This is a genomic window from Acinetobacter sp. NRRL B-65365 (assembly GCF_001605865.1).
GTDB lineage: Bacteria > Pseudomonadota > Gammaproteobacteria > Pseudomonadales > Moraxellaceae > Acinetobacter > Acinetobacter vivianii.
On sequence record NZ_LRPD01000005.1, the window covers coordinates 84,080 to 105,613 of the forward strand.

17 protein-coding genes and 1 pseudogene are annotated in these 21,534 nt (G+C 42.7%); 6 read left to right on the forward strand and 12 right to left on the reverse strand.

Annotation, left to right across the window (positions count from 1 at the left end; translation table 11 throughout):
- Positions 1–18 precede the first annotated feature (18 nt).
- From nuoH to AWW72_RS03540, 7 genes are all read right to left on the reverse strand, one after another.
- The gene (gene nuoH, locus AWW72_RS03510; protein WP_004770773.1) at positions 19–1,035 is read right to left on the reverse strand and encodes an NADH-quinone oxidoreductase subunit NuoH; all 1,017 of its coding nucleotides are present in this window, start codon (positions 1,033–1,035) and stop codon (positions 19–21) included.
- A 3-nt stretch (positions 1,036–1,038) separates the two neighbouring features.
- Positions 1,039–3,723, reverse strand: coding sequence for an NADH-quinone oxidoreductase subunit NuoG (gene nuoG / locus AWW72_RS03515; protein ID WP_062846466.1), 2,685 nt, complete (start codon positions 3,721–3,723; stop codon positions 1,039–1,041).
- A gap of 11 nt (positions 3,724–3,734) precedes the next feature.
- Positions 3,735–5,060 (reverse strand): NADH-quinone oxidoreductase subunit NuoF, encoded by a 1,326-nt coding sequence (gene nuoF / locus AWW72_RS03520; protein WP_005228924.1) that lies wholly within the window; start codon positions 5,058–5,060, stop codon positions 3,735–3,737.
- On the reverse strand, positions 5,057–5,566 hold the full coding sequence (gene nuoE / locus AWW72_RS03525; protein ID WP_004770767.1) for an NADH-quinone oxidoreductase subunit NuoE: 510 nt from the start codon (positions 5,564–5,566) through the stop codon (positions 5,057–5,059). Before nuoE ends, nuoF begins: the two co-directional genes overlap by 4 nt.
- A 12-nt stretch (positions 5,567–5,578) precedes the next feature.
- Entirely contained in the window at positions 5,579–7,366 is a 1,788-nt protein-coding gene (nuoC, locus tag AWW72_RS03530; RefSeq protein ID WP_004770766.1) for an NADH-quinone oxidoreductase subunit C/D, read from the reverse strand.
- A gap of 88 nt (positions 7,367–7,454) precedes the next feature.
- A complete protein-coding gene (locus tag AWW72_RS03535; protein WP_004655450.1) occupies positions 7,455–8,132 on the reverse strand; it encodes a NuoB/complex I 20 kDa subunit family protein in 678 nt (225 codons plus the stop codon).
- Positions 8,133–8,138: 6 nt separating this feature from the next.
- On the reverse strand, positions 8,139–8,690 hold the full coding sequence (locus tag AWW72_RS03540) for an NADH-quinone oxidoreductase subunit A (protein WP_004770765.1): 552 nt from the start codon (positions 8,688–8,690) through the stop codon (positions 8,139–8,141).
- A 582-nt stretch (positions 8,691–9,272) separates the two neighbouring features.
- Here AWW72_RS03540 and AWW72_RS03545 point away from each other — a divergent pair.
- Positions 9,273–9,629 (forward strand): hypothetical protein, encoded by a 357-nt coding sequence (locus tag AWW72_RS03545; protein ID WP_004770764.1) that lies wholly within the window; start codon positions 9,273–9,275, stop codon positions 9,627–9,629.
- Between the two features lie 119 nt (positions 9,630–9,748).
- Here AWW72_RS03545 and bfmS read toward each other — a convergent pair whose 3' ends face one another.
- Positions 9,749–11,389 (reverse strand): sensor histidine kinase BfmS, encoded by a 1,641-nt coding sequence (gene bfmS / locus AWW72_RS03550; protein WP_005256169.1) that lies wholly within the window; start codon positions 11,387–11,389, stop codon positions 9,749–9,751.
- 106 nt (positions 11,390–11,495) lie between these two features.
- On the reverse strand, positions 11,496–12,212 hold the full coding sequence (gene bfmR / locus AWW72_RS03555) for a response regulator transcription factor BfmR (protein WP_004770762.1): 717 nt from the start codon (positions 12,210–12,212) through the stop codon (positions 11,496–11,498).
- A 544-nt stretch (positions 12,213–12,756) separates the two neighbouring features.
- On the opposite strand from bfmR, the gene AWW72_RS03560 reads away from it, so the two are divergent.
- The 3 genes from AWW72_RS03560 (at position 12,757) to AWW72_RS03565 (ending at position 17,225) form a co-directional block, all read left to right on the forward strand.
- Positions 12,757–15,597 carry a ribonucleoside-diphosphate reductase subunit alpha gene (locus AWW72_RS03560; protein WP_004770761.1) on the forward strand — a complete coding sequence of 947 codons (2,841 nt, stop codon included), beginning with the start codon at positions 12,757–12,759 and terminating at the stop codon, positions 15,595–15,597.
- Between the two features lie 69 nt (positions 15,598–15,666).
- Positions 15,667–15,798, forward strand: a complete 132-nt coding sequence (locus AWW72_RS19000) for a hypothetical protein (RefSeq protein ID WP_004655460.1) — start codon at positions 15,667–15,669, stop codon at positions 15,796–15,798.
- Positions 15,799–15,941: 143 nt separating this feature from the next.
- Positions 15,942–17,225: a ribonucleotide-diphosphate reductase subunit beta gene (locus tag AWW72_RS03565; RefSeq protein WP_004770757.1), complete on the forward strand. Its 1,284-nt coding sequence runs from the start codon at positions 15,942–15,944 to the stop codon at positions 17,223–17,225.
- 120 nt (positions 17,226–17,345) lie between these two features.
- On the opposite strand, the gene AWW72_RS19390 is transcribed toward AWW72_RS03565, so the two are convergent.
- Positions 17,346–17,516, reverse strand: coding sequence for a hypothetical protein (locus AWW72_RS19390; protein ID WP_005256166.1), 171 nt, complete (start codon positions 17,514–17,516; stop codon positions 17,346–17,348).
- Positions 17,517–17,752: 236 nt separating this feature from the next.
- On the reverse strand, positions 17,753–18,793 hold the full coding sequence (locus AWW72_RS03570) for an AraC family transcriptional regulator (protein WP_005256165.1): 1,041 nt from the start codon (positions 18,791–18,793) through the stop codon (positions 17,753–17,755).
- A 182-nt stretch (positions 18,794–18,975) separates the two neighbouring features.
- Between AWW72_RS03570 and AWW72_RS03575 the strand changes: the two genes are divergently transcribed.
- Together AWW72_RS03575 and AWW72_RS03580 are read left to right on the forward strand one after the other, a co-directional pair.
- Positions 18,976–19,863: a hypothetical protein gene (locus tag AWW72_RS03575; protein WP_005256163.1), complete on the forward strand. Its 888-nt coding sequence runs from the start codon at positions 18,976–18,978 to the stop codon at positions 19,861–19,863.
- 17 nt (positions 19,864–19,880) lie between these two features.
- Positions 19,881–20,777 carry an alpha/beta hydrolase gene (locus AWW72_RS03580; protein WP_062846467.1) on the forward strand — a complete coding sequence of 299 codons (897 nt, stop codon included), beginning with the start codon at positions 19,881–19,883 and terminating at the stop codon, positions 20,775–20,777.
- 389 nt (positions 20,778–21,166) lie between these two features.
- Here AWW72_RS03580 and AWW72_RS19845 read toward each other — a convergent pair.
- Positions 21,167–21,435, reverse strand: a pseudogene (locus AWW72_RS19845) (hypothetical protein).
- Positions 21,436–21,534 lie beyond the last annotated feature (99 nt).

A 21,534-nucleotide genomic window follows, 5' to 3' on the forward strand; every position in this document is an offset into this window, starting at 1 on the left:
TTTGTACTCCCTGCTGTCCTAGGCCTGATTCATCAGAATCACAGCACCAGTCACTAACAAGTTGACCAACGCCAATGGCAAACAAACTTTCCAACCAAAGTTCATCACTTGGTCATAACGAGGACGCATTAACGAACCACGTGCCAAGACAAACATCATTACAAAGAATGCTGTTTTGATAATGAACCAGAATAATGGTGGAACAAATGGAATTTCCAGATTAAATGGTGCAAGCCATCCGCCGAAGAATAAAGTCACGATCAAAGCAGAGATCAATACCACGTTGACATATTCCGCAACGAAGAACATCCCCCACTTCATACCACCATATTCTACGTGGTAACCTTCAGCCAATTCTTGCTCAGCTTCTGGTTGGTCAAATGGATGACGATGCGTGACTGCAACACCAGCAACAACGAAGATCAGGAAGCCTAAGAATTGAGGAATGATGAACCACATATCACGTTGTGCTTCAACAATCTCACGCATGTTGAATGAGCCTGCAATCGCAACCACACCCATCAACGAGATACCCAAGAACACTTCATAAGAAATGGTTTGAGCAGCAGAACGAAGACCACCGAGTAATGAGTATTTGTTGTTAGATGCCCAACCACCAAATAGCACTGCATAAACTGCGATACCCGCCATTGCCATAAAGAACAATAGGCCGATACTCATATCCGCAACGCCCAGTGTAGGGCTTACTGGAATAACCATAAACGAAAGTACCGCAGTTGCCATCGCAACTGCTGGTGCTAAACGGAAAGTCAACTTATCAGCAAACTTTGGTGTCCAGTCTTCTTTGAACATGATCTTGAGCATGTCGGCAACGATCTGGAACATACCCCCCGGACCAACACGGTTTGGACCATAACGGTCTTGCCATAATGCCAAGAGACGACGCTCAATAAATGACATTAACGCAGCAACCAAAACCACCACCAGCAAGATCACAATGGCTTGAATCACTGAATAAGCGATTGGCCAGTTCTCAGCCCAAAGTGGCGTTTGACGTATAATTTCTTGATTCATGAATTACACTCCTACCGCCACAGAAACAGGCTCTGCCAATGAAACTGTTGGTGCCAGACCAATTGGATAACCGATATAACCTGTTGGTAAATATTCGATCACTTGTACAGGTAAGCTGATGCTGGTCTCGCCCGCTTTCACGGTAATACGTTGACCATCCTGAACATTTAAACGTGTCGCATCTTGCTCACCCACAGCAAACATCGCTTCAGGAATACGAGATTCCATCGCAGGTGTTTTAATGGTGAATTCGCCAGAACCAAAAATATGGTGCATTGGCACAAGACGGAAGCTTTCAGGATTCACAACCACAGCTGACGGCGCGACATAGCTACGTGCAGGACGTTTTGCTAAACGATCGAATAAACGAACACCCGAATCACCACCTTTTAAGTGACCGCCCACTTCATCTTGGTATTTGTTCCAAGCTTGTGGTGAGTTCCAGCCTGCAGACCATGCGAAAGGTACCAATGACGATGCTGTCTGATTACCCACATAACCTTCCATTGAGAATGTTAATGCCGAATCAGGATCAGTCGGTTGTTTAGGCTCGTGGATCGATAACGGCGCACGCATTGCAGTACGGCCAGAGTAACGACGTGGTTCACGCGCAATCTTCAAACCGTGGATACGATAACCCGCATCAGGTGCAACATCTTGAATCGCTTCAAGCACAGGAACATTCTTCACGATGTCATCAATTACATCATCAAGCAATGTCCAATCCACTGCTTTGCCTTTAAGACCAGTCTCAATGGCATGTAACCAGCGCCAAGATTCTTTGATCGCATATTCAGGTTTGTAGTAGCTTGGGTCATACACTTGATAGAAACGTTGTGCACGGCCTTCTTGGCTCACGACAGTACCATCACCCTCAGCAAAGCTTGCTGCTGAAAGTACGATATCTGCAAGTTTCAAGGTTTCAGTTTCACTATGATCGAGTACGATCACAGTTTCAGCCTTGTCAAATGCAGCTTTCACTTGTGCTACTGGTAAACGACGAGTCAAATCATTTTCAATGACAACGACAGCATCATAATCTTGTGCAAATGCTTGTTCTAAACTTAAGCCACCAAACAGAGCTAAGCCCATTGAGTTCACTTCAGGAACGGTCAATGACAAGCCTGCATGTTCACCAAGGTTTTGCGCAACTTGAGCCGCAGCTTCCATGATGGCAGGATCTTGTAAGCTGGTACCAGAGATAATCAATGGCTTTTTCGCAGCTTTCAAGGTATCCGCAATGGTTTGCGCAAATGCTTTTGCATCATCAGCTAAACCAGAAAGCGCTTCGCCTTTAACAGCAGCAGCAACCGCGAAACCTAAACGTGCGATGTCATTTGGAGACGCAACCACTTCACCTGTTGCAACATCCGCTAAACGGGTTTGCGTTGCAGCAAGGATATAAATTGGTGATTTCGCATCTTGACCAATACGTTGAACAGGTTCAGCTAACCAGTCTGGCGTACGTGTTGCAGCAGCCATTTCTTTCGCTTTATTTTTCGCAGCTTGGCGAACAGATAAAGCCATACGTGGCGCAGTTTGAGTTAAATCTTCACCCAAGATCAACACGGCATCATAGCTTTCAATTTCACGCATGTTCGGGTTATAGATGCCCTGTGTTTGCATGATTGATGCAGCTAACTCAACTAGGTTTTGGTCTTTTTGAGACATACCTGTTGAATAGTTGTCTTGTCCAACCAATTCACGAAGTGCGTAGTTTGATTCCAAGCTTGCGCGTGGTGAACCAATACCTAACACTTTCTTACCTTGAAGTTGAGCAATCACCTGATCAAGTGCCTGATCCACACTCACGGTCGCAACAGTTTCGCCATTGCGGAATTGAGGTTGACGTGGACGATCTTCACGGTTCACATAGCCTGTACCAAAGCGGCCTTTATCACAAAGGAAGTATTGGTTGACTGAGCCGTTGAAACGGTTTTCAACACGACGGATTTCGCCATAACGCTCACCCGGAGAGATGTTACAACCAGAAGAACAGCCGAAGCATACGCTTGGCGCATACTGCATGTCCCATTTACGGTTATAGCGTGCTGAATGCGTCTTATCCGTGAATACACCTGTTGGGCAGACTTCAGTCAGGTTACCCGAGAATTCAGATTCTAAAGTACCTGATTCTGGACGACCGAAATACACACGTGAAGCATTGGCATAAACACCAAAGTCAGTACCGCCAGCATAATCTTTGTAGTAACGCACACAACGGTAGCAAGCGATACAACGGTTCATCTCATGCGCAATAAACGAACCTAACTCTTGGTTATAGTGAGTACGTTTAGTAAAGCGATAGCGACGACGATCGTGCTGAGTCATCACCGTCATATCTTGTAAATGACAATGACCACCTTCTTCACAGACTGGGCAGTCGTGTGGGTGGTTCGTCATCAAGAATTCAACGATCGACGCACGGAAATCCGTTGCTTCTTTGTCTTCAATCGAGATATAGGTATTGTCGGCAGCAGGTGTCATACATGACATCACCAAGCGTCCACGTGTGTCCTCAGGATTCGCATACTGAGTCACCGCACATTGACGACAAGAACCAACAGAACCTAAGGATGGGTGCCAACAAAAATACGGGATGTCGATGCCAAGGCTGAGACATGCTTGTAGCAAGTTTTCTGAGCCGTTGACTTCATACGATTTTCCATCGACATGAATTGTAGCCATAGTCGAATTCCTTAAGCTTGTTCTACGTCTAGAGCTGGAGCATGGGTTTTAACCTTTGCTTCAAACTCGCTACGGAAATATTTAAGTGCGCCCATAAGCGGCTCCATCGCACCTGGTGCGTGAGCACAGAAAGTTTTACCAATCCATAATTTACGAGTAAGCTCTTGTAAATGGTCGATATCTTCTTTCTTACCTTCGCCTGTTTCCAGTGCTTTAAGCGCTTTAACTGCCCAAGGTAAACCATCACGGCATGGCGTACAGAAACCACATGATTCACGCGCAAAGAATTCTTCTAAATTACGTGTAGCAGAGACCATACATTGAGTTTCATCGACCACCATCAACAGACACGTACCTAAACGTGAACCTGCTTTCATGATGCTTTCAGAATCCATTGGTAGGTCAATGTGTTCAGCTGCCAAGAAGTCAGTTGATGCACCACCTGGTAACCAAGCTTTCAAGGTCAAACCATCACGCATACCGCCCGCATGTTCTTCAATCACTTCACGCGCAGTTGTACCGAATGGAAGTTCCCAGAGACCAGGGAATTTGACTTTACCTGATGCACCATAAATCTTGGTGCCTGGATCTTTCGACTTACCTGCTGAAAGGTTGATATACCACTCAGGACCACGCAACATGATTGCTGGCAAGTTATTGTAGGTCTCAACGTTGTTGACAATCGTTGGACGACCCCATGCCCCTGCAACTTGCGGGAATGGCGGCTTAGTACGCGGATTGGCACGACGGCCTTCAAGCGAGTTAATCAATGCAGTTTCTTCACCGCAAATATAACGGCCTGCACCAGTATGAACGTGTAAATCAAAGTTCCAGCCAGTTCCGAGGATATTTTCGCCTAGGTAACCTTTAGCACGGATTTGCTCTAATGCTTCATTTAAGTATTGAGCTGCTTCGATATATTCGCCACGGATGAAGATATAACCTTGAGTTGCCTCTAGGGTATAACCTGCAATCAACATACCTTCGATCAATTGATGTGGAAGTTTTTCCATCAACAAACGGTCTTTAAAGGTACCCGGTTCCATTTCATCGGCATTACAGATCAAATAGCGAGGGCCGCCATCATTTGGCGCCATCAATGACCATTTGATCCCTGCTGGGAAACCTGCACCACCACGACCTTTTACCGTCGCAGCTTTAATGACTTCAAGTACATCTTTTGGTGGCATGCTGAGTGCTTTTTTAAAGCCTGCATAGCCTTCTAGTGTTTCATACTCGTCAGCATTACGTACTGCATCTTGTTTGCTCAAACGCCAAGTCAGCGGATGAGTTTCTGGATTACCGTCGCCATAAATTGGTTTTGGTTCAGTATTCATACATACTTCTCCAATAACTGTTTAACTGATGACACATCCACTAAACCGTGAGTATCTTCATCAATCATTAAGGTTGGCCCTTTATCGCAGTTGCCTAGACAGCAAATTGGGAGCAAGGTAAAACGACCATCTGCTGTGGTTTGTCCATACTGGATTCCCAACTCGCGCTGGAACGCTTCTGCCAATGTTTCTGCACCCATCAAGAAGCATGCAATCGAGTCACACAATAAAATTACGTGACGGCCAACAGGTTGACGGTAGATACGGTTATAGAACGTTGCTACGCCTTCCAGATCTGCCACACTCATGCTGAGCAATTGTGCAATCGCATTCATTTGTGCGTCATCTACCCAGCCATTACGGCGCTGTACACACTTCAACGCATCCAGGGAGGCTGCACGTGGGTATGGGTAGTGACCAATGTGATGTTCAATCTCATGGATTTCGTCAGCAGTCAAAATCCCTTCAACATTCACACGTGGTTTTTTATCAGTCAAAATCATCATAATCGTTTACCCCTAGCGATCCACGTCAGCCATAACCACGTCAATGGTCGCCAAATAAATGATCAAGTCAGAAACCAGACTGCCGTTAATCACAGATGGCATTTGCTGTAAATGCGTGAACGTTGGCGTACGAATACGCGTACGATAACTCATGGTTGACTTATCTGAAGTGAGATAATACGTACTCGCACCCTTCACAACTTCAGTCATAAATGAAGACTCGCCTGCTGGCATTACAGGACCCCAAGATACGCTCAAGAAGTGCGTAATCAAGGTTTCAATATCTTGTAATGTCTTGTCTTTTGGTGGTGGAACAGCCAATGGGTGATCCGCTTTATATGGACCAGATGGCATGTTATCCAAGCACTGTTGAATAATTTTCAATGATTCAGTGATTTCACGGAAGTGAACCAAGACACGTGCGTATGCATCACCTTCATATTCCACTGGAATATCAAAGTCGAAGTTTTCATAACCACTGTATGGACGATATTTACGAACATCAAAATCGATACCCGTCGCACGTAAACCTGTACCCGTTACACCCCAAGCCAACGCAGATTTAGCATCGTATTGCGCAACATTACGCGTACGACCAATAAATACCGAGTTTTTAAGTGCAGCAGTGTAGTACTCGTTCAAACGCTTCGGCATCCACTCTAGCAACTCTTTAACAAGTTTTTGCCAGTTGTTTGGAAGGTCGTGTGCTGTACCACCGATACGGAACCATGCTGGGTGCATACGGTAACCGGTAATCGCTTCAACGATGTCATAGACTTTTTGACGGTCTGCGAACATATAGAATACTGGCGTCATACCACCCGCATCCTGAATCGCTGTACCACAGAACAACAAGTGGTTATTGATACGGAATAATTCGTTCAACATGACACGAATGACTTGTGCACGCTCAGGGACTTTAATCCCTGCCATTTGCTCAACAGCCATGACGTATGGCATGTTTTGCGCACAACCACCCAAGTAGTCAACACGATCCGTATAAGGAATGAATGAATGCCATGTTTGACGTTCAGCCATCTTTTCCACACCACGGTGGTGATAACCGATATCAGGTACACAGTCTTTGACTTCTTCGCCGTCTAACTGTAATACCACACGGAACGCACCGTGCGCAGATGGATGGTTAGGACCCAAGTTCAGGAACATGAAGTCTTCGTCATCATTACCGCGTTTTAGACCCCAGTCTTCTGGCACAAAGCGTAAGTGTTCTTGTTCGAAATCTTGCTTTGCCTGGTCTTGCATGTATGGCGTATATTCTGTCGCACGCGCAGAATATTCTTTACGTAACGGATGACCTTCCCAATAGGTTGGTAACAAGATACGACGGAGCATTGGATGCCCTGCGAAATCGATACCGAACATATCGTAAGCTTCACGCTCGTACCAGTTGGCATTTGGCCAAATGTTGGTTGCCGTTGGAATGCTTAAATCATTTTCATTCAACGCAACTTTGATACGGATGTCACTGTTACGCTCAAGCGATAACAAATGATAGAACACGGTGAAGTCAGATGCTGGCAAACCATCGCGGTGAACACGTAAACGCTCATCTACCGCAGACAAGTCAAACAGCATGACATAAGGACGTTCCACTTTACGGAGGAACATGAGGACTTCTTGCACGCGTGCGCGCTCAACCCAGACTGTTGGAAACTCTTCAAAAGTCGCCTGCACGTAAAAGTTCTCACCAAATTTGGTTTTGAGCTCTTCTACGATTGCAAATGCTGGGCGTGAATCAACTGGAGTTGATTCTGGCATAGCAATGTCAGTTTCAGCCATTGGCTTGGCTTCCTATTTAATACAAATTCTGGCAATTTTTCCGATGACCATATCCATCACGGGATACGTCAAAAACTCATCGTTAAAATTATTTAATATCATCCATAGAGCGTAAGTTTTTCACCGCAATACGTTCAGCATTTTTACGGTCACGTTCTGGCATCATCTTTGGCTTATACACAGGCTGAAGATCATCACCAATAACCGCTGAAAGTGGACGGCGCTCTAGTTGAATTTGGTCTTGAAGTAACATCAATGCTTGAATCAATGCTTCTGGACGAGGTGGACAACCTGGGATGTACACATCAACAGGAATAATTTTGTCTACACCCTGAACCACGGAATAGATGTCGTACATACCACCAGAGTTAGCACAAGCACCCATTGAAATGACCCATTTAGGCTCAAGCATTTGTTCATACAAACGTTGAATTACAGGTGCCATTTTGACAAAGCAGGTCCCTGCAACAATCATCAAGTCTGCCTGACGCGGTGAAGCACGAATAACCTCGGCACCAAAACGTGACAAGTCATGAACGCCGGTTAAAGTCGTTGCATATTCAACGTAGCAGCATGAAGTACCAAAGTTAAATGGCCACAAAGAGTTTTTACGCCCCCAGTTCACCGCTGTATGCAACACATCTTCAAGACGTGTCATCATCACACTTTTATTAACTTCTTCCTCAAGGGGATCAGTGACAATTTGACGATCTTGTAATGGATATTGATCGGCATCCGGATTCGCACGGGTTAAAGTATATTTCATCCCGACTTACTCCTGTTCAGATGTTGAGGTAGTCGGTGTTTTAGATTTAACACGACCAGAAGACTGTGCTGGAATATGACCAGTAGGATCGACAACCAACTCTTCAATGTTATTGAATCGGGTAATGTCAGCAATGTTCATATTTGGCGAACCGATATTAGTTTTAACACCAGCAGCTTTACGGCGATCAGAAGGAGCCCAGTTGAGTGCGCCTGTTGAAAGTTCGTAAATCAAACCAATTAATAAAACTAGAATAAAGACTGCGGCAGTTGCAAAACCAACCCAACCAACTTCACGAACTGAAGTTGACCAAGCGTAGAGATAGAGGGCTTCCAGATCGAAAACCACAAAGAAAATTGCAACTAAATAGAACTTGGCAGACAAGCGGATACGAGCACCGCCCGCACCAACTACACCTGACTCAAACTGCTCTTGCTTCGCACGTCCCCATGCTTTACCCCCTAGGAGTAAGGGAACAGTGAGCATAAAAACGCAAAGAAATGTAACGCCGATCACGAAGGCAATAATTGCCCAATCGTATGGAGTAATGGCACTCATGCGGGGATAACTCCTGGCAGGCCTATTTTTAACAAAGAATGTATGTATTGGCCTTCAAATACACCAAACACAAAATTAATCCCGCCAATTGTACCTGATTTCTAATTTCTCATGCTAGTTGAAGCGCTTTAGTCTTTCGGATGATTTTGTCCATAAAGTTACTGATATATACAAGATCATGGTTAATTCACCCCTAGAAATCGAATTATCTAATCAAAGACTCTATATTGATCATTTTTTTCTTTATTAGTGCATCAAAAACATTCATCATTTCTGCGTAATGTTCCTAAATATGGCAGCACGAACTAAATCATTGCATTGATACAAATTTGTGCTGAAAATTTAAACAAAATTTATTCATCTCCCCCTCTATATTTGTATTTATCAAGCGAAGAATCCCTATTCTATTAAACAATGATTTAAACAGGCAGATGAAGCAATTTATCCGACTAAAAGACCACACTGAAATCAAGTTGTCATTTCGACATAATATGTTGCAATTCAGCTAAATACTTTAATTATCTTTATACACAGCTCGAGCAATAGATCGTTATTCTAATAGAAGCAAAGAAGGAGAAAAACATGCATCTAGAATACACACACGACTCGGATTATTTCTTTTTTTCACAACTACTCATGCGTCATATAGAAAGTTATGTTCGAAAACATCCAGATGCTGATAATGCAATTTTCGATTTAAGAGATATCTATGAAGTATTTAGAGAGGATTTTGCCGCAACCACAACCAATTTAGAAAGTATTCTTAATATTGCAGACAGTTATAAAGTCGAAACCTTAAATGGAGATCAGGCACTGATCCAAGGCTATAAAATCGATATTAAAAACAATTCCCTACTGATTGATTTCAATGCCGACGCATTACATGCGCTGCGCTCAGGCAAACCATTGATCGAACCAGATCCTTCGGTTCATGAGTAAAAGTAGATGAATTGATTTAAAAGTTTTTATTTCAATTGAGCCAAGGTGTTTATCGCCTTGGCTTTTTTATTGGCTTTAAAACAAAAAAGGAATGGTACTCGCCATTCCTTTTTCTTTGATTATTTCTTTAAGACTTGCTTATATCGTTTTGCGGGCCAAGTCATGATAAAACGTGCACCGCCCAGATTTGGACTCTGATCAACCTGAATGGTGCCACCAAACCAGTAAGCAATACGGCTAACAATCGACAAACCAAGTCCATAACCACCTGAAGCACGAGTACGACTATCATCCAGACGCGCAAAGGCTTCAAAGATACGGGCGCGCTCCTGCTCAGGAATCCCCGGTCCATCATCTTCGACGCAGACATAGGCATTGCCATCGGCACGGATACCCCCACTAATACGCACCTTATGGTCACAGTAGCGCACGGCATTTCCAACCAGATTCTGTACCACACGGTGTAGATAGCGACGCTCTGCATCGACCTGCAACGCCATTGGTGGTGCAATCAACTCGATTTCTTTTTGCGTCTTCAGTGCTTCCGTTTCCATTGCCACTTGGTCTAGAACTTCTACCAGTACAATTTCTTCGAAATCGAGAGATGGTGTGCCCTGCTCCAGTTTGGCATAGGTCATGATTTCATCAATCAGGGTATTGAGTGCTTCAATATCCTTATCAATCATATCGACTTGCTGGATACGGTAATTATAGTCATCTTCCTCTGCCAGCATTTCCATACCAAAACGGATTCGCGCGACAGGGGTTCTGAGTTCATGTGATACCGCACGCATCAATTCACGCTGTGCTTCAATCAAACGCTGAATATGATCCGACATATTGTTATAACTTGATGCCAGATTCGCCATTTCATCGGTTCCTTCAATCGGAACACGTAAAGACAAATCACCTGACTTCATCTTGTTCAAGGCATAACGTACCTGACGGATTTTACGTTCAAGCGGCAGAATCAAACCGTAAACACCCAAACTCAGTAAGAATAAGCTGAATAAGGTAATACCTGCTGAAAGCTGGAATGGCATCCAGTTAAACATCGGTACAGGGCCTAGGATCAACACTTGTGCAGGATGGTTAGGCATTGGAGACACAATCGAAATGGTCGTGCCACGGACTGTTGCACTGTCTTTATAAAGCAATATACTTTGATCTTGGCGTAAACGACCAATTTGCTCTGAATCCAGATTAATATCTTTAATATCCGCAATTTCAATCGGATAATAGAAATGCTTTTTGATTCGGTCTAGATATTCGCGCTCTTGGCCTGGATAGAAAATTAAATAATCCAGCACAAAAATCGGCAGCGCCTTCATCTGGCGTTCGCCAATTTTATCCACTTTGATATAGAGAAAATGCTTAGGATCGTCTTTTAGACCGATAATGATATAGCCAATCCCATTATTGGCATCATAACGAACCACCGACTTTTGCTCGGCAATGCGCTTTTTCTCGGTACGCGATAACTCTACCCGTTCCGCATCCACATAGTAGATGGGTAATTCCAGCAAATCAGATGCATCGGAAATCCAGTCGAGTTTCTGTTGTTTTTCTGGCTGGCGAGATACTCCCTCACTAATGACATAGGAAATGCCATCAGTCAGAGATTCACGATATTCTTGCGCCCGTTGGTAGTTGATAATCTGCACGAGCAAATAACAAAATGCGGCAACCACAACAACCAAAACCACCAAGCCAGCATAAATACGCAAGAATATGCTGTTTTTCAGTACTCGACTTACCATAAGCTAAATAATTCCAAGCTCATTAAAACCCCGCTTGAGCAGCCTGCTACGCAAGTCCTTAGCAGAAAGGAAAGAATCCCCCTTAAAGAAGGAGGATTCTAGGGATTTAGATCCCGTTGGTTTCTTTAACGAAGAGATAACCTTTACTACGTACTGTTTTAATACGTTTTGGATTTTCTGGGTCATCACCGATTTTTGGACGGATACGCGAGATACGTACGTCAATCGAACGGTCTTGACCATCATATTCGATACCGCGTAAACGCTCGAAAATATCTTCACGAGACAAGATACGGCCCGCATTTGAAGCAAGTAACCATAACAGGTCATATTCAGCGCTGGTGAAATCAACCAGATCACCATTTAAAGTCACTGAACGACCACCGTTATCAATCACAAGATCATCAAACTCGATACGTTGTGCAACTTCGTCTTCAACCGTCTTATCGGTACGACGTAATAAGGCACGAATACGCGCTAACAGTACGCGTGGCTGAACAGGCTTGGCAACATAGTCATCTGCACCCATTTCCAGACCCAGTACCTGATCCATATCTTCGGTACGCGCAGTTAACATCAAGATGGGTTGATGATAATGCGGACGAACTTCACGACAAACGGTTAAGCCATCTGCACCAGGTAACATCACATCGAGAACCACTAAATCTGGTTGCTCGCTGATAATACGACGAATGGCACGATTACCATCAGTTTCAACACCAACTTCTAAACCGTTACGAATCAAATACTCTTGTGTTAAACGTGCTAAACGCTCGTCATCTTCAACAATCAAAATCTTCGGTAACTTTTCTTCTTGGCTCATTTGTTGCCCCTAAAATCTGAGTGAATCTGTCTATGAAATCTGACAGATACATTGGTTTATGAATTGCAATATACACACGTTTACATTGTAAACAAGTAGCCGTTCACCAAACTGATACACGCTTACCCTGTTTTGTTATCTTTTTATTAAAATTATGAATTTTAATATATTTTTCAGAATTGTAAGCGTTTTTTCTTCAGGATGGATGTTTAGTATAGATTTTGTGCCAATGTTAAACAATTTGTTTCTTTCTTCGCCTATAACAATTTAAGTGTCTGTTTTTTGACTTATCCACAGAGTTATCTATAAGCCTTTTTTAATGGCTTTGTTATGCTATGTCCCTGTGAATTCAGCAGTTAAGACATGAAAAAAAAATTAGTAAAATGTCAAGGATTGATCTAGTACTAAAAATCCCGTATCTTGTGTTGAAAATAAACTTTAACCACTAAGTATTGTGTTTATCCCTCAAACATCGTGGCATGCTTTTTGCTCGATTCAAACGGTCAATGAACATAAAAATAGATGATAATGGAGCTATGCTGACATGAGCATCATCACTTCTACTCCTGGCCAACTTCAGGTCATTAAGCGCACCGGTGAGATTGCGCCATTTAATGCCGAGAAAATTTCTGTTGCGATTGGGAAAGCATTTCTAGCTGTTGAAGGTCAACAAGGTACTGACTCTAGTCGTATCCATGACCGCATCACCCAACTTACAGAAATGGTTATGAACACATTTAACCGTCGTTTACCTTCTGGTGGCACGATCCATATCGAAGAAATTCAGGATCAGGTTGAATTGGCCCTGATGCGTACTGGCGAGCAAAAAGTTGCTCGTGCGTATGTGATCTATCGTGACCAACGCGCAAGTGCCCGTCAGCAAACTGGTGCGAACCATCACCCTACCCTTCAGATCACCGACAGCAATGGCCAGCTCCAGCCATTAGATCTTGATGCATTGACTGCAACCATCCAGACAGCAAGCGAAGGTTTGGAAGGTATTGATGTTCAAGCGATCGTTGATGAGACCGTTAAAAACTTATATAACGGCGTAAAAGAAAGCGATATCGCGACGACCATGATGATGGCGACCCGTACACGTATCGAACAAGAGCCAAACTATACTTATGTGACTGCACGTTTATTATCAAATGAATTGGTGAGCACAGGTCTTGAATTCTTAGGTCTACCTTCAGATACACCTGAAGGCAATGCTTTAGAAACCTTCTTGAAGAAAGGTATTGAGCTTGATCTTCTTTCTGCTGACCTACTTGACTTTGACCTTGAAAAATTGGCGGCTGCAATCAAGCCAGAGCGCTCAAACCAGTTTACCTATTTAGGTCTACAAACTTTATTTGACCGTTACTTCATTCACTCGAATGGCGTACGTTTCGAATTACCACAATTATTCTTTATGCGTGTATCGATGGGTCTTGCACTCAACGAAGAACATAAAGAAGACCGCGCAATCGAATTCTATGACTTATTGTCTAGCTTCGATTACATGGCGTCTACACCAACTCTATTTAACTCAGGTACGTTACGTCCACAGTTATCAAGCTGTTACTTAACCACGATTGGTGATGACCTGTATGACATTTATGGCGCAATGCGTGACAACGCAATGCTGTCAAAATGGGCGGGCGGTTTAGGTAATGACTGGACACCTGTACGTGCATTGAACTCTTATATCAAAGGCACCAACGGTAAATCACAAGGTGTTGTACCATTCCTTAAAGTTGCGAATGATACAGCGGTTGCGGTTAACCAAGGTGGTAAGCGTAAAGGTGCAGTCTGTGCGTACCTCGAAACTTGGCACTTGGATGTTGAAGAATTCCTAGAGCTACGTAAAAACACAGGTGATGACCGTCGTCGTACCCATGACATGAACACTGCAAACTGGGTTCCTGATCTATTCATGCAACGTGTATTTGAAGATGCGGAATGGACACTGTTCACCCCTTCTGAAACACCAGACCTGCATGACTTAACAGGTGCTGAATTTGCTGAGCGTTATGCACACTACGAAGCTGTAGCAAAAGAACAAAACATGCTACACAAGAAAGTACGTGCGAAAGACTTATGGCGCAAAATGCTTTCGATGTTATTCGAAACAGGTCATCCGTGGATCACGTTCAAAGATGTATGTAACTTACGTTCACCACAACAACACGTGGGCGTGGTTCACTCATCGAACTTGTGTACAGAAATCACCTTAAATACCAACCAAGACGAAATCGCGGTATGTAACTTAGGTTCGATCAACCTTGTACAACACGTTCAAGGTGGTGTGTTAGACCGTGAGAAGCTTGCTCGTACAGTAAAAACTGCGGTACGCATGCTCGATAACGTAATCGACATCAACTACTACGCTGTTCCACAAGCGAAAAACTCAAACATGAAACACCGCCCTGTGGGTATGGGTATCATGGGCTTCCAAGATGCATTATATGAAATGAATCTTGCTTACGGTTCTGACGCAGCAGTTGATTTTGCTGATGAATCGATGGAAGTGATCAGCTACTACGCAATCGAAACATCAAGCAATCTTGCAATCGAACGTGGCGCTTACTCGACATTCAAAGGTTCATTGTGGGATCAAGGCATCCTACCAATCGACTCTTTAGAAATCGTTGCAAAATCACGTCCAGAACGCATGTTCGAAGTAGATCGCACTCAACGTTTAGACTGGGACACTTTACGTGCCAAAGTTCAAAAAGACGGTATGCGTAACTCGAATGTAATGGCGATTGCACCAACAGCAACTATTTCAAACATTTGTGGCGTGTCTCAATCAATTGAGCCGACATTCCAGAACTTGTATGTGAAATCTAACCTGTCTGGTGAATTCACTGTGATCAACCCTTACCTTGTTCGTGCATTAAAAGAACGTGGTCTTTGGGATACAGTGATGGTAAACGACCTGAAACACTTTGAAGGTTCGGTTCAAAAGATTGCACGTATTCCTGACGAATTAAAAGCAATCTTCGCAACAGCGTTTGAAGTTGATACGCGCTGGATCGTAGATGCTGCATCACGTCGTCAAAAATGGATCGACCAAGCACAGTCATTGAACCTTTATATCGCTGGCGCGAACGGTAAGAAACTTGACATCACTTATAAGATGGCATGGTTACGTGGTCTTAAAACCACATATTACCTCCGAGCTTTAGGTGCGACCTCTGCTGAGAAATCAACCATTAATACGGGTGCACTCAATGCAGTAAAACCAGCATCGGTTGAAGCGCCTGTTGTTGCAGCAGCACCTGCGGCGGTTGCAGAGAAAAAACCAGAAACTCCAGTTGAAGAAGATGGTTTTACGACAGCAGCACCAGTACCAATGGCTTGTTCAATCGACAATCCAGACTGTGAAGCTTGTCAGTAATTAAATCCGCATACGCCCTTCTCACTCTGGAAGGGCCTTGCAAGATTTAAATCTATAGAGGCATAGATCATGTTCCATCTCAGTCATAATTATCAATTTGGTGTGATTGTTCTGATTTGTGCCTTTCTAGTGTTTTATATCCCCCTCGTTTACGCGTTTTTTAAAATACGTAGACAACAGCGTAATCAAAATAAGTCTTAGGGATTGTCAGTGCCCACTGGTCACTTATAAAAAATCAATCAATAAAACTTAATTTTGCTTACACAAATTGAGCGTATAGTAAGGACATCTTCTTGATTGAGATGTCTTCATAAAAGATATAAAGCAACGAAGAGAGAATTGATATGTCTATCCTTAGTTGGGACGATTTTGAAGATGATTCGCAAAAACCGACTGCACCTGAACACAAGTCTGCGCCCATCGACACGCAAAAAACGGTTAATACGCAAGTGGTATCTGATTCAGAGCAATCATCGCCGCGCGTGGCAGCTCCACAATCCGCTGGAACCAGTACCGTGCGATCAACAGATTCAGCCGATTCGCTGGCTCGAGCATCTGCAGCCCTAGAACACCTAGACGTTGCACCGGGTTTAGAAGAACTTGAAATGGGCGCTCAGCGCGTTCAGGTTGATGATAAAGCCATGATCAACTGTCGTGCAGACTTGAACCAGCTTGTTCCATTCAAATACGAGTGGGCTTGGCAGAAGTACCTCGACGGGTGCGCAAACCACTGGATGCCACAAGAAGTCAACATGAACCACGATATCGCACTTTGGAAGTCTGAAAATGGCTTAACCGAAGATGAGCGTACCATTATCATGCGTTCTTTAGGTTTCTTCTCGACTGCCGATTCATTGGTTGCAAACAACTTGGTATTGGCGATTTACCGTCACATTACCAACCCAGAATGTCGTCAGTACATCTTGCGTCAAGCATTTGAAGAAGCGATTCACACACATGCTTACCAATACTGTATCGAATCTTTGGGTATGGACGAAGGCGAAGTCTTCAACATGTACCGCGAGATTCCAAGTGTTGCGCGTAAAGCATCATGGGGCTTGAAGTACACTCAATCTTTAAGTGATCCTACTTTCAACACAGGCACACCTGAAAACGACCAACGTTTACTTCGTAACTTGATCGCATTCTACTGTGTTCTTGAAGGGATCTTCTTCTACTGTGGCTTTACTCAAATCTTGAGTATGGGTCGTCGTAACAAGATGAATGGTGTTGCTGAGCAGTTCCAATACATCTTGCGTGATGAGTCTATGCACTTGAACTTCGGTATCGACATGATCAACCAGATCAAGATCGAGAACCCGCACTTGTGGACTGCTGAGTTCCAAGAAGAAGTGATTCAAATGATTCTTGAAGGCACTATGCTTGAGATCGAATATGCGCGTGACACCATGCCACGTGGTGTATTGGGTATGAACGCAAGCATGATGGAAGAATACTTGAAGTTCATCTGTAACCGTCGTTTAGCGCAACTTGGTTTACCAGAGCAGTTTGCTGGTGTAACTAACCCGTTTGGCTGGATGTCTGAGATGATGGACTTGCGTAAAGAGAAGAACTTCTTTGAAACGCGTGTAACGGATTACCAAACTGGTGGTGCGTTAAGCTGGTAAGTTTGATTAACAACCGCTGAATGACAGTTGATGTGAGATTTTTGACACATATTTCGAGATTGTTACAAATCCCATCAACTACATTAATTAAAAAATAGAGCCTAATGGCTCTATTTTTTATCAGTGAATCAAATCAAAATTTGCTAAATATTGATACTCTTTAGAATCTATAGCAAAAGAAGCCTTTAAACCATCGAAAACTAACTTACCAACTTCATCATCTAAATTTAGAATCACTTGGATAATATTGCTTAATAGAAGCTCGCTTGAGTAAACAGTATTATCAAGCATCTCTATAATTTCTTTATATTTAAATCATAAACCCTCATGCACCTTACTTATTAATATAGCAATATCTTTCGTGATTTTTCTTTGCAAGCCACAATATAGAAACCAAGTATTTACAGTTTTTTGTGGGTAAACTATAGCCCTGTCTTGCTACAAGATCTAAAACTTTCTGATAAACCTTCTGCTTTACTTACTTCAATAGAGAGTAGCTACACTCTATATCAGCAGAAATATCCCTTTCATCTATCCTTATCTTGTTCAACATGCCTACGCCACTGACCTGGAGTTATGCCCTTCCAACGTTTGAAAGCTTGAGAAAATGCTGAGTCATCACTATACCCAGTCCGTACTGCGATTTCATTGATTGATAGCTCGCTATCCTGTAAAAGTTCGCAGGCGAGTTGTTGTTGTACCGAAGCAAATATTTTACGGAAAGATGTTCCTTCTGCTTGGAGACGACGCTTGAGTGTGCGTTCAGAGGTATACAGTAATTTCGCCAGATGCGGTAAATCTGGTACAAGATTTCCAGTTGGAAGGAGTAATTGGGAACGCACCAATTCGACTATGCCATAACGAACTCTTCGGCGCTCTTGCAGTGCCGCACACATCTGCTCCCCTAAAGAGGCTGCTAAGGGATTTGCATTTGGAAGACGCAAATTAAGGTCGTGAGCATTTAGCATCAGAGTATTCCCCTCTGCACCTAACTTCACAGGACAATGTGCCCAATTCATAAACTCATCACATATTGGATCAACCGTTGAACGTGGAATAGTAAGTTCGACCAAACTTAGTACACAGGTCGCACCTGCTACTTCCGAAATTAGGCGAACTGTACCTGCCAAATCACGATGAGCTAGAAAGGATCGAACTGGTTCATCCACAGGCGGTGGTTGGAAATTTGCGACAATGTATTGCTCAGTCTGATGAATGTCGACCTTGGTAAATGCGGAGGTTAGTTTCTGAAATCGCAGCGCTAAGGAAAGTGCATCTCCGACAGTTGCACTACTCATTAGTGCAAGCCCCCAAACACCATATGTGGTAAAGCCGTAACGAAGACCAACTTCCAGACCAAGAAGAGGAGGATTTTTTAATGCCTTGATCAAGTTATTGATCACAAGTAATTCTTGCTCAGCCTGAATCTCGACATTAGGATCAACTAGATGCTCATGAGCAAGTCCAGTTTTGCGAAGTAATACTTCAGATTGAACTCCACGCTCTTCTCCAAATTTAACCAGTAAATTAACACTGGATGGATCACGAACTGTCAGCCAGTAGTCCATCTCCGCCTCTCTTTTGAGCCATTTGGCCTAAATTATAAACTCATTTGGCCTATCTCAACATAGTCGATGTCCCCATATTCATTGGTAAGATTATAAGCACAACTTCTAAGGTTTAAGCCATTAAAACCAATATCTTTGACCTCGGAGTAATAGCCTATACATGTGAATGAGCGGAGATTTTAATGAGCATTGCGAAAGAATTAATGAAACGGGCACTGTTTACACGTCTTCCTGAGAATCCAAATCGAGTTAAACCAGTGGAGTCTTGCAATACAACTATTTTTATTATGCTAAAACGGCAGCCTAATCTACCCCAGAGTGAATTTTTTCAGCAACTATTAACTACAGTGGCTTCTCAAATCTCTAATACGCAAAAAAAACTAGGGTATGTGTCCTTTCGACAATTTCACGATGTCAGCATGAGTGGTGTCCTGATGGCTCCCTTTATTTTTGCGAGAAGCTCCGCAGTATCTCATTTCCTGTGCACAATCAGTGGTGTAACTCCAGCAGCACCTTTTTCCGTTAATTATAAACCGCATTTCGATGCGCTATTAGAGTTGCAATTCGATACCAAGCTTTCATCTCAGCAAATTGAAACACTTAAGAATATAAGTGATTCACTGCATGCTATCGCATCCAGTGTGGTATTGAATGAAAGTGATCGACGCTTCACTGTATATGAAAACGGCAGAAGCGACATTGAGAACCCTGTTCATATTACAGTTTTGACCCGATGCCCACTAGGTAAGACGAGACAGCAGGCACAAGACTATTGGATTGATCAACACGCTAAGCTTGTAGTAGATAACGTTAGTTTAATTTCTATGATTGGCTATGATCAGATTCATACCGTCAGAGAACCGTCACTAAATTTTGAAAATCCTTACGACGGTGTAGCATTTATTACCTATAAAGATATCAAACACTTCCTATCGAACTATACCGCGGGTACGGAAACTCTCAGATTCAACAATACGTTGGTGGTTGATGAAATTCAACTAACCGTAAATTCTGATGTTTTGCTATTACGCGAATATCAGATGAATAACTCAACAACACTTTCAAACTGAATAGAGAGTTTACCAATATGACAACCCTACCAAATCGCCGTGATGTCTATTTTTATTCTCATGGCCTCAAATGCCACGGTTGGTTATACCTGCCTGATAGCAAAAAGCCAGCACCAGTTATCGTAATGGGGCATGGTCTAGGTTCTGTAAAAACTATGCGCCTTCCGGCATATGCCGAACGCTTTTGCGAAGCAGGCTATGCTTGTTTACTATTTGACTACCGTCATTTTGGTGACAGTGAAGGGCAGCCTCGTCAGTTATTAGATATTCAAAAACAGCTTGAAGACTGGCAAGCAGCCATAGACTTTGTTCGGGACAGTGAGGACGTTGACGGAACTAGAATCGTTTTGTGGGGCACTTCATTTGGAGGTGGTCACGCAATAGCTGCTGCTGCGGCCGATAAACGAGTTTCTGGCGTTATATCACAATGCCCATTCACCGATGGTTGGGCATCAAGCATGGCCATAAACCCTATCTCCTCTATGAAAATCATGCCACTCGCTATTGCCGATCAGATTGGCGCTTGGCTAGGTGCCGAACCCAAATACATAGCAACCAGCGGAAAGCCTCTCTCAAGAGCTCTCATGACTGCGCCAGATGCTCTTTCGGGCTATTTTAGCCTTATGCCCAAAGACAACTCCGTAAAAAACTATGTAGCTGCCCGCATCGCATTAAACATCATGCGTTATTATCCGGGTAGGGATGCTGCCAAGCTCAATTGCCCTGCTTTCTTTGCTGTGTGTTCTACAGATTCGGTAGCTCCGTCGAAGGCAACCCTGCGCCATGTACGCAAGGCACCTCAAGGTGAAATCCATATATACGAGGAAGGTCACTTCGACATTTATCTTGGTGAAGCTTTTGAAAAGGTAGTCACAGATCAACTTAAGTTTCTGCTTCGTATAATGCCAGTGTAATATGTTCAAAAGCAGTCTTTTTTGATTGTTCTAGTACAAATCTGCGCAGCCATACATCTATATTGGATAATAATGTGCGCAGATTCTTGTTCAATAATGATGCATTATGTAAAGTTTAAGAATACTTACTATTTTCCCACATTAAAAACTTTTTATTAGATTCTTAATTAAAAGAATTCCATGATATGGGAAAATCTTAACTTATGTGACACAAATTCTTAAAAAATCCTAACTTATGTGGCAAAATCAGTTGAGATTATCTGTCACAAAAAACTTAAAGCATTTGATTTGTTTAACTAATTTTATCTCAAACTATCTGTCATTTAACGAACAGCTAATAAAAAACCGCCATTTTGGCGGTTTTTTTATAAAAATCTAATATAGAAGCACTATTTAAATCTAGAAATCTCAAAATTTAATCGATATGTCATAAAATTTATTAAACAAACTTCCCGAATTCTTTTCTTAAATAACTGCTTAAAAATTGAGTTTGTTAAAAAAATACTCGATACAATTATAAAAGCTACAAGATACACATTCTCAAACTGAAACACATTTAAAATCTCGGCAAAAAACTCTTCTATTAAATAGAAAAAAAACCAATTCAGCGAGAAACAAAAGATGAGAAAAAAATACTATAAAAATTGAATCCAAACATATCAGCCTCCTCAAATACTTCACAAAAAGCTTATTAGCCAAAATACAAATTAAAATTATCTATATAATTTTTACACACTTTTAAAATTAACATTGCAAT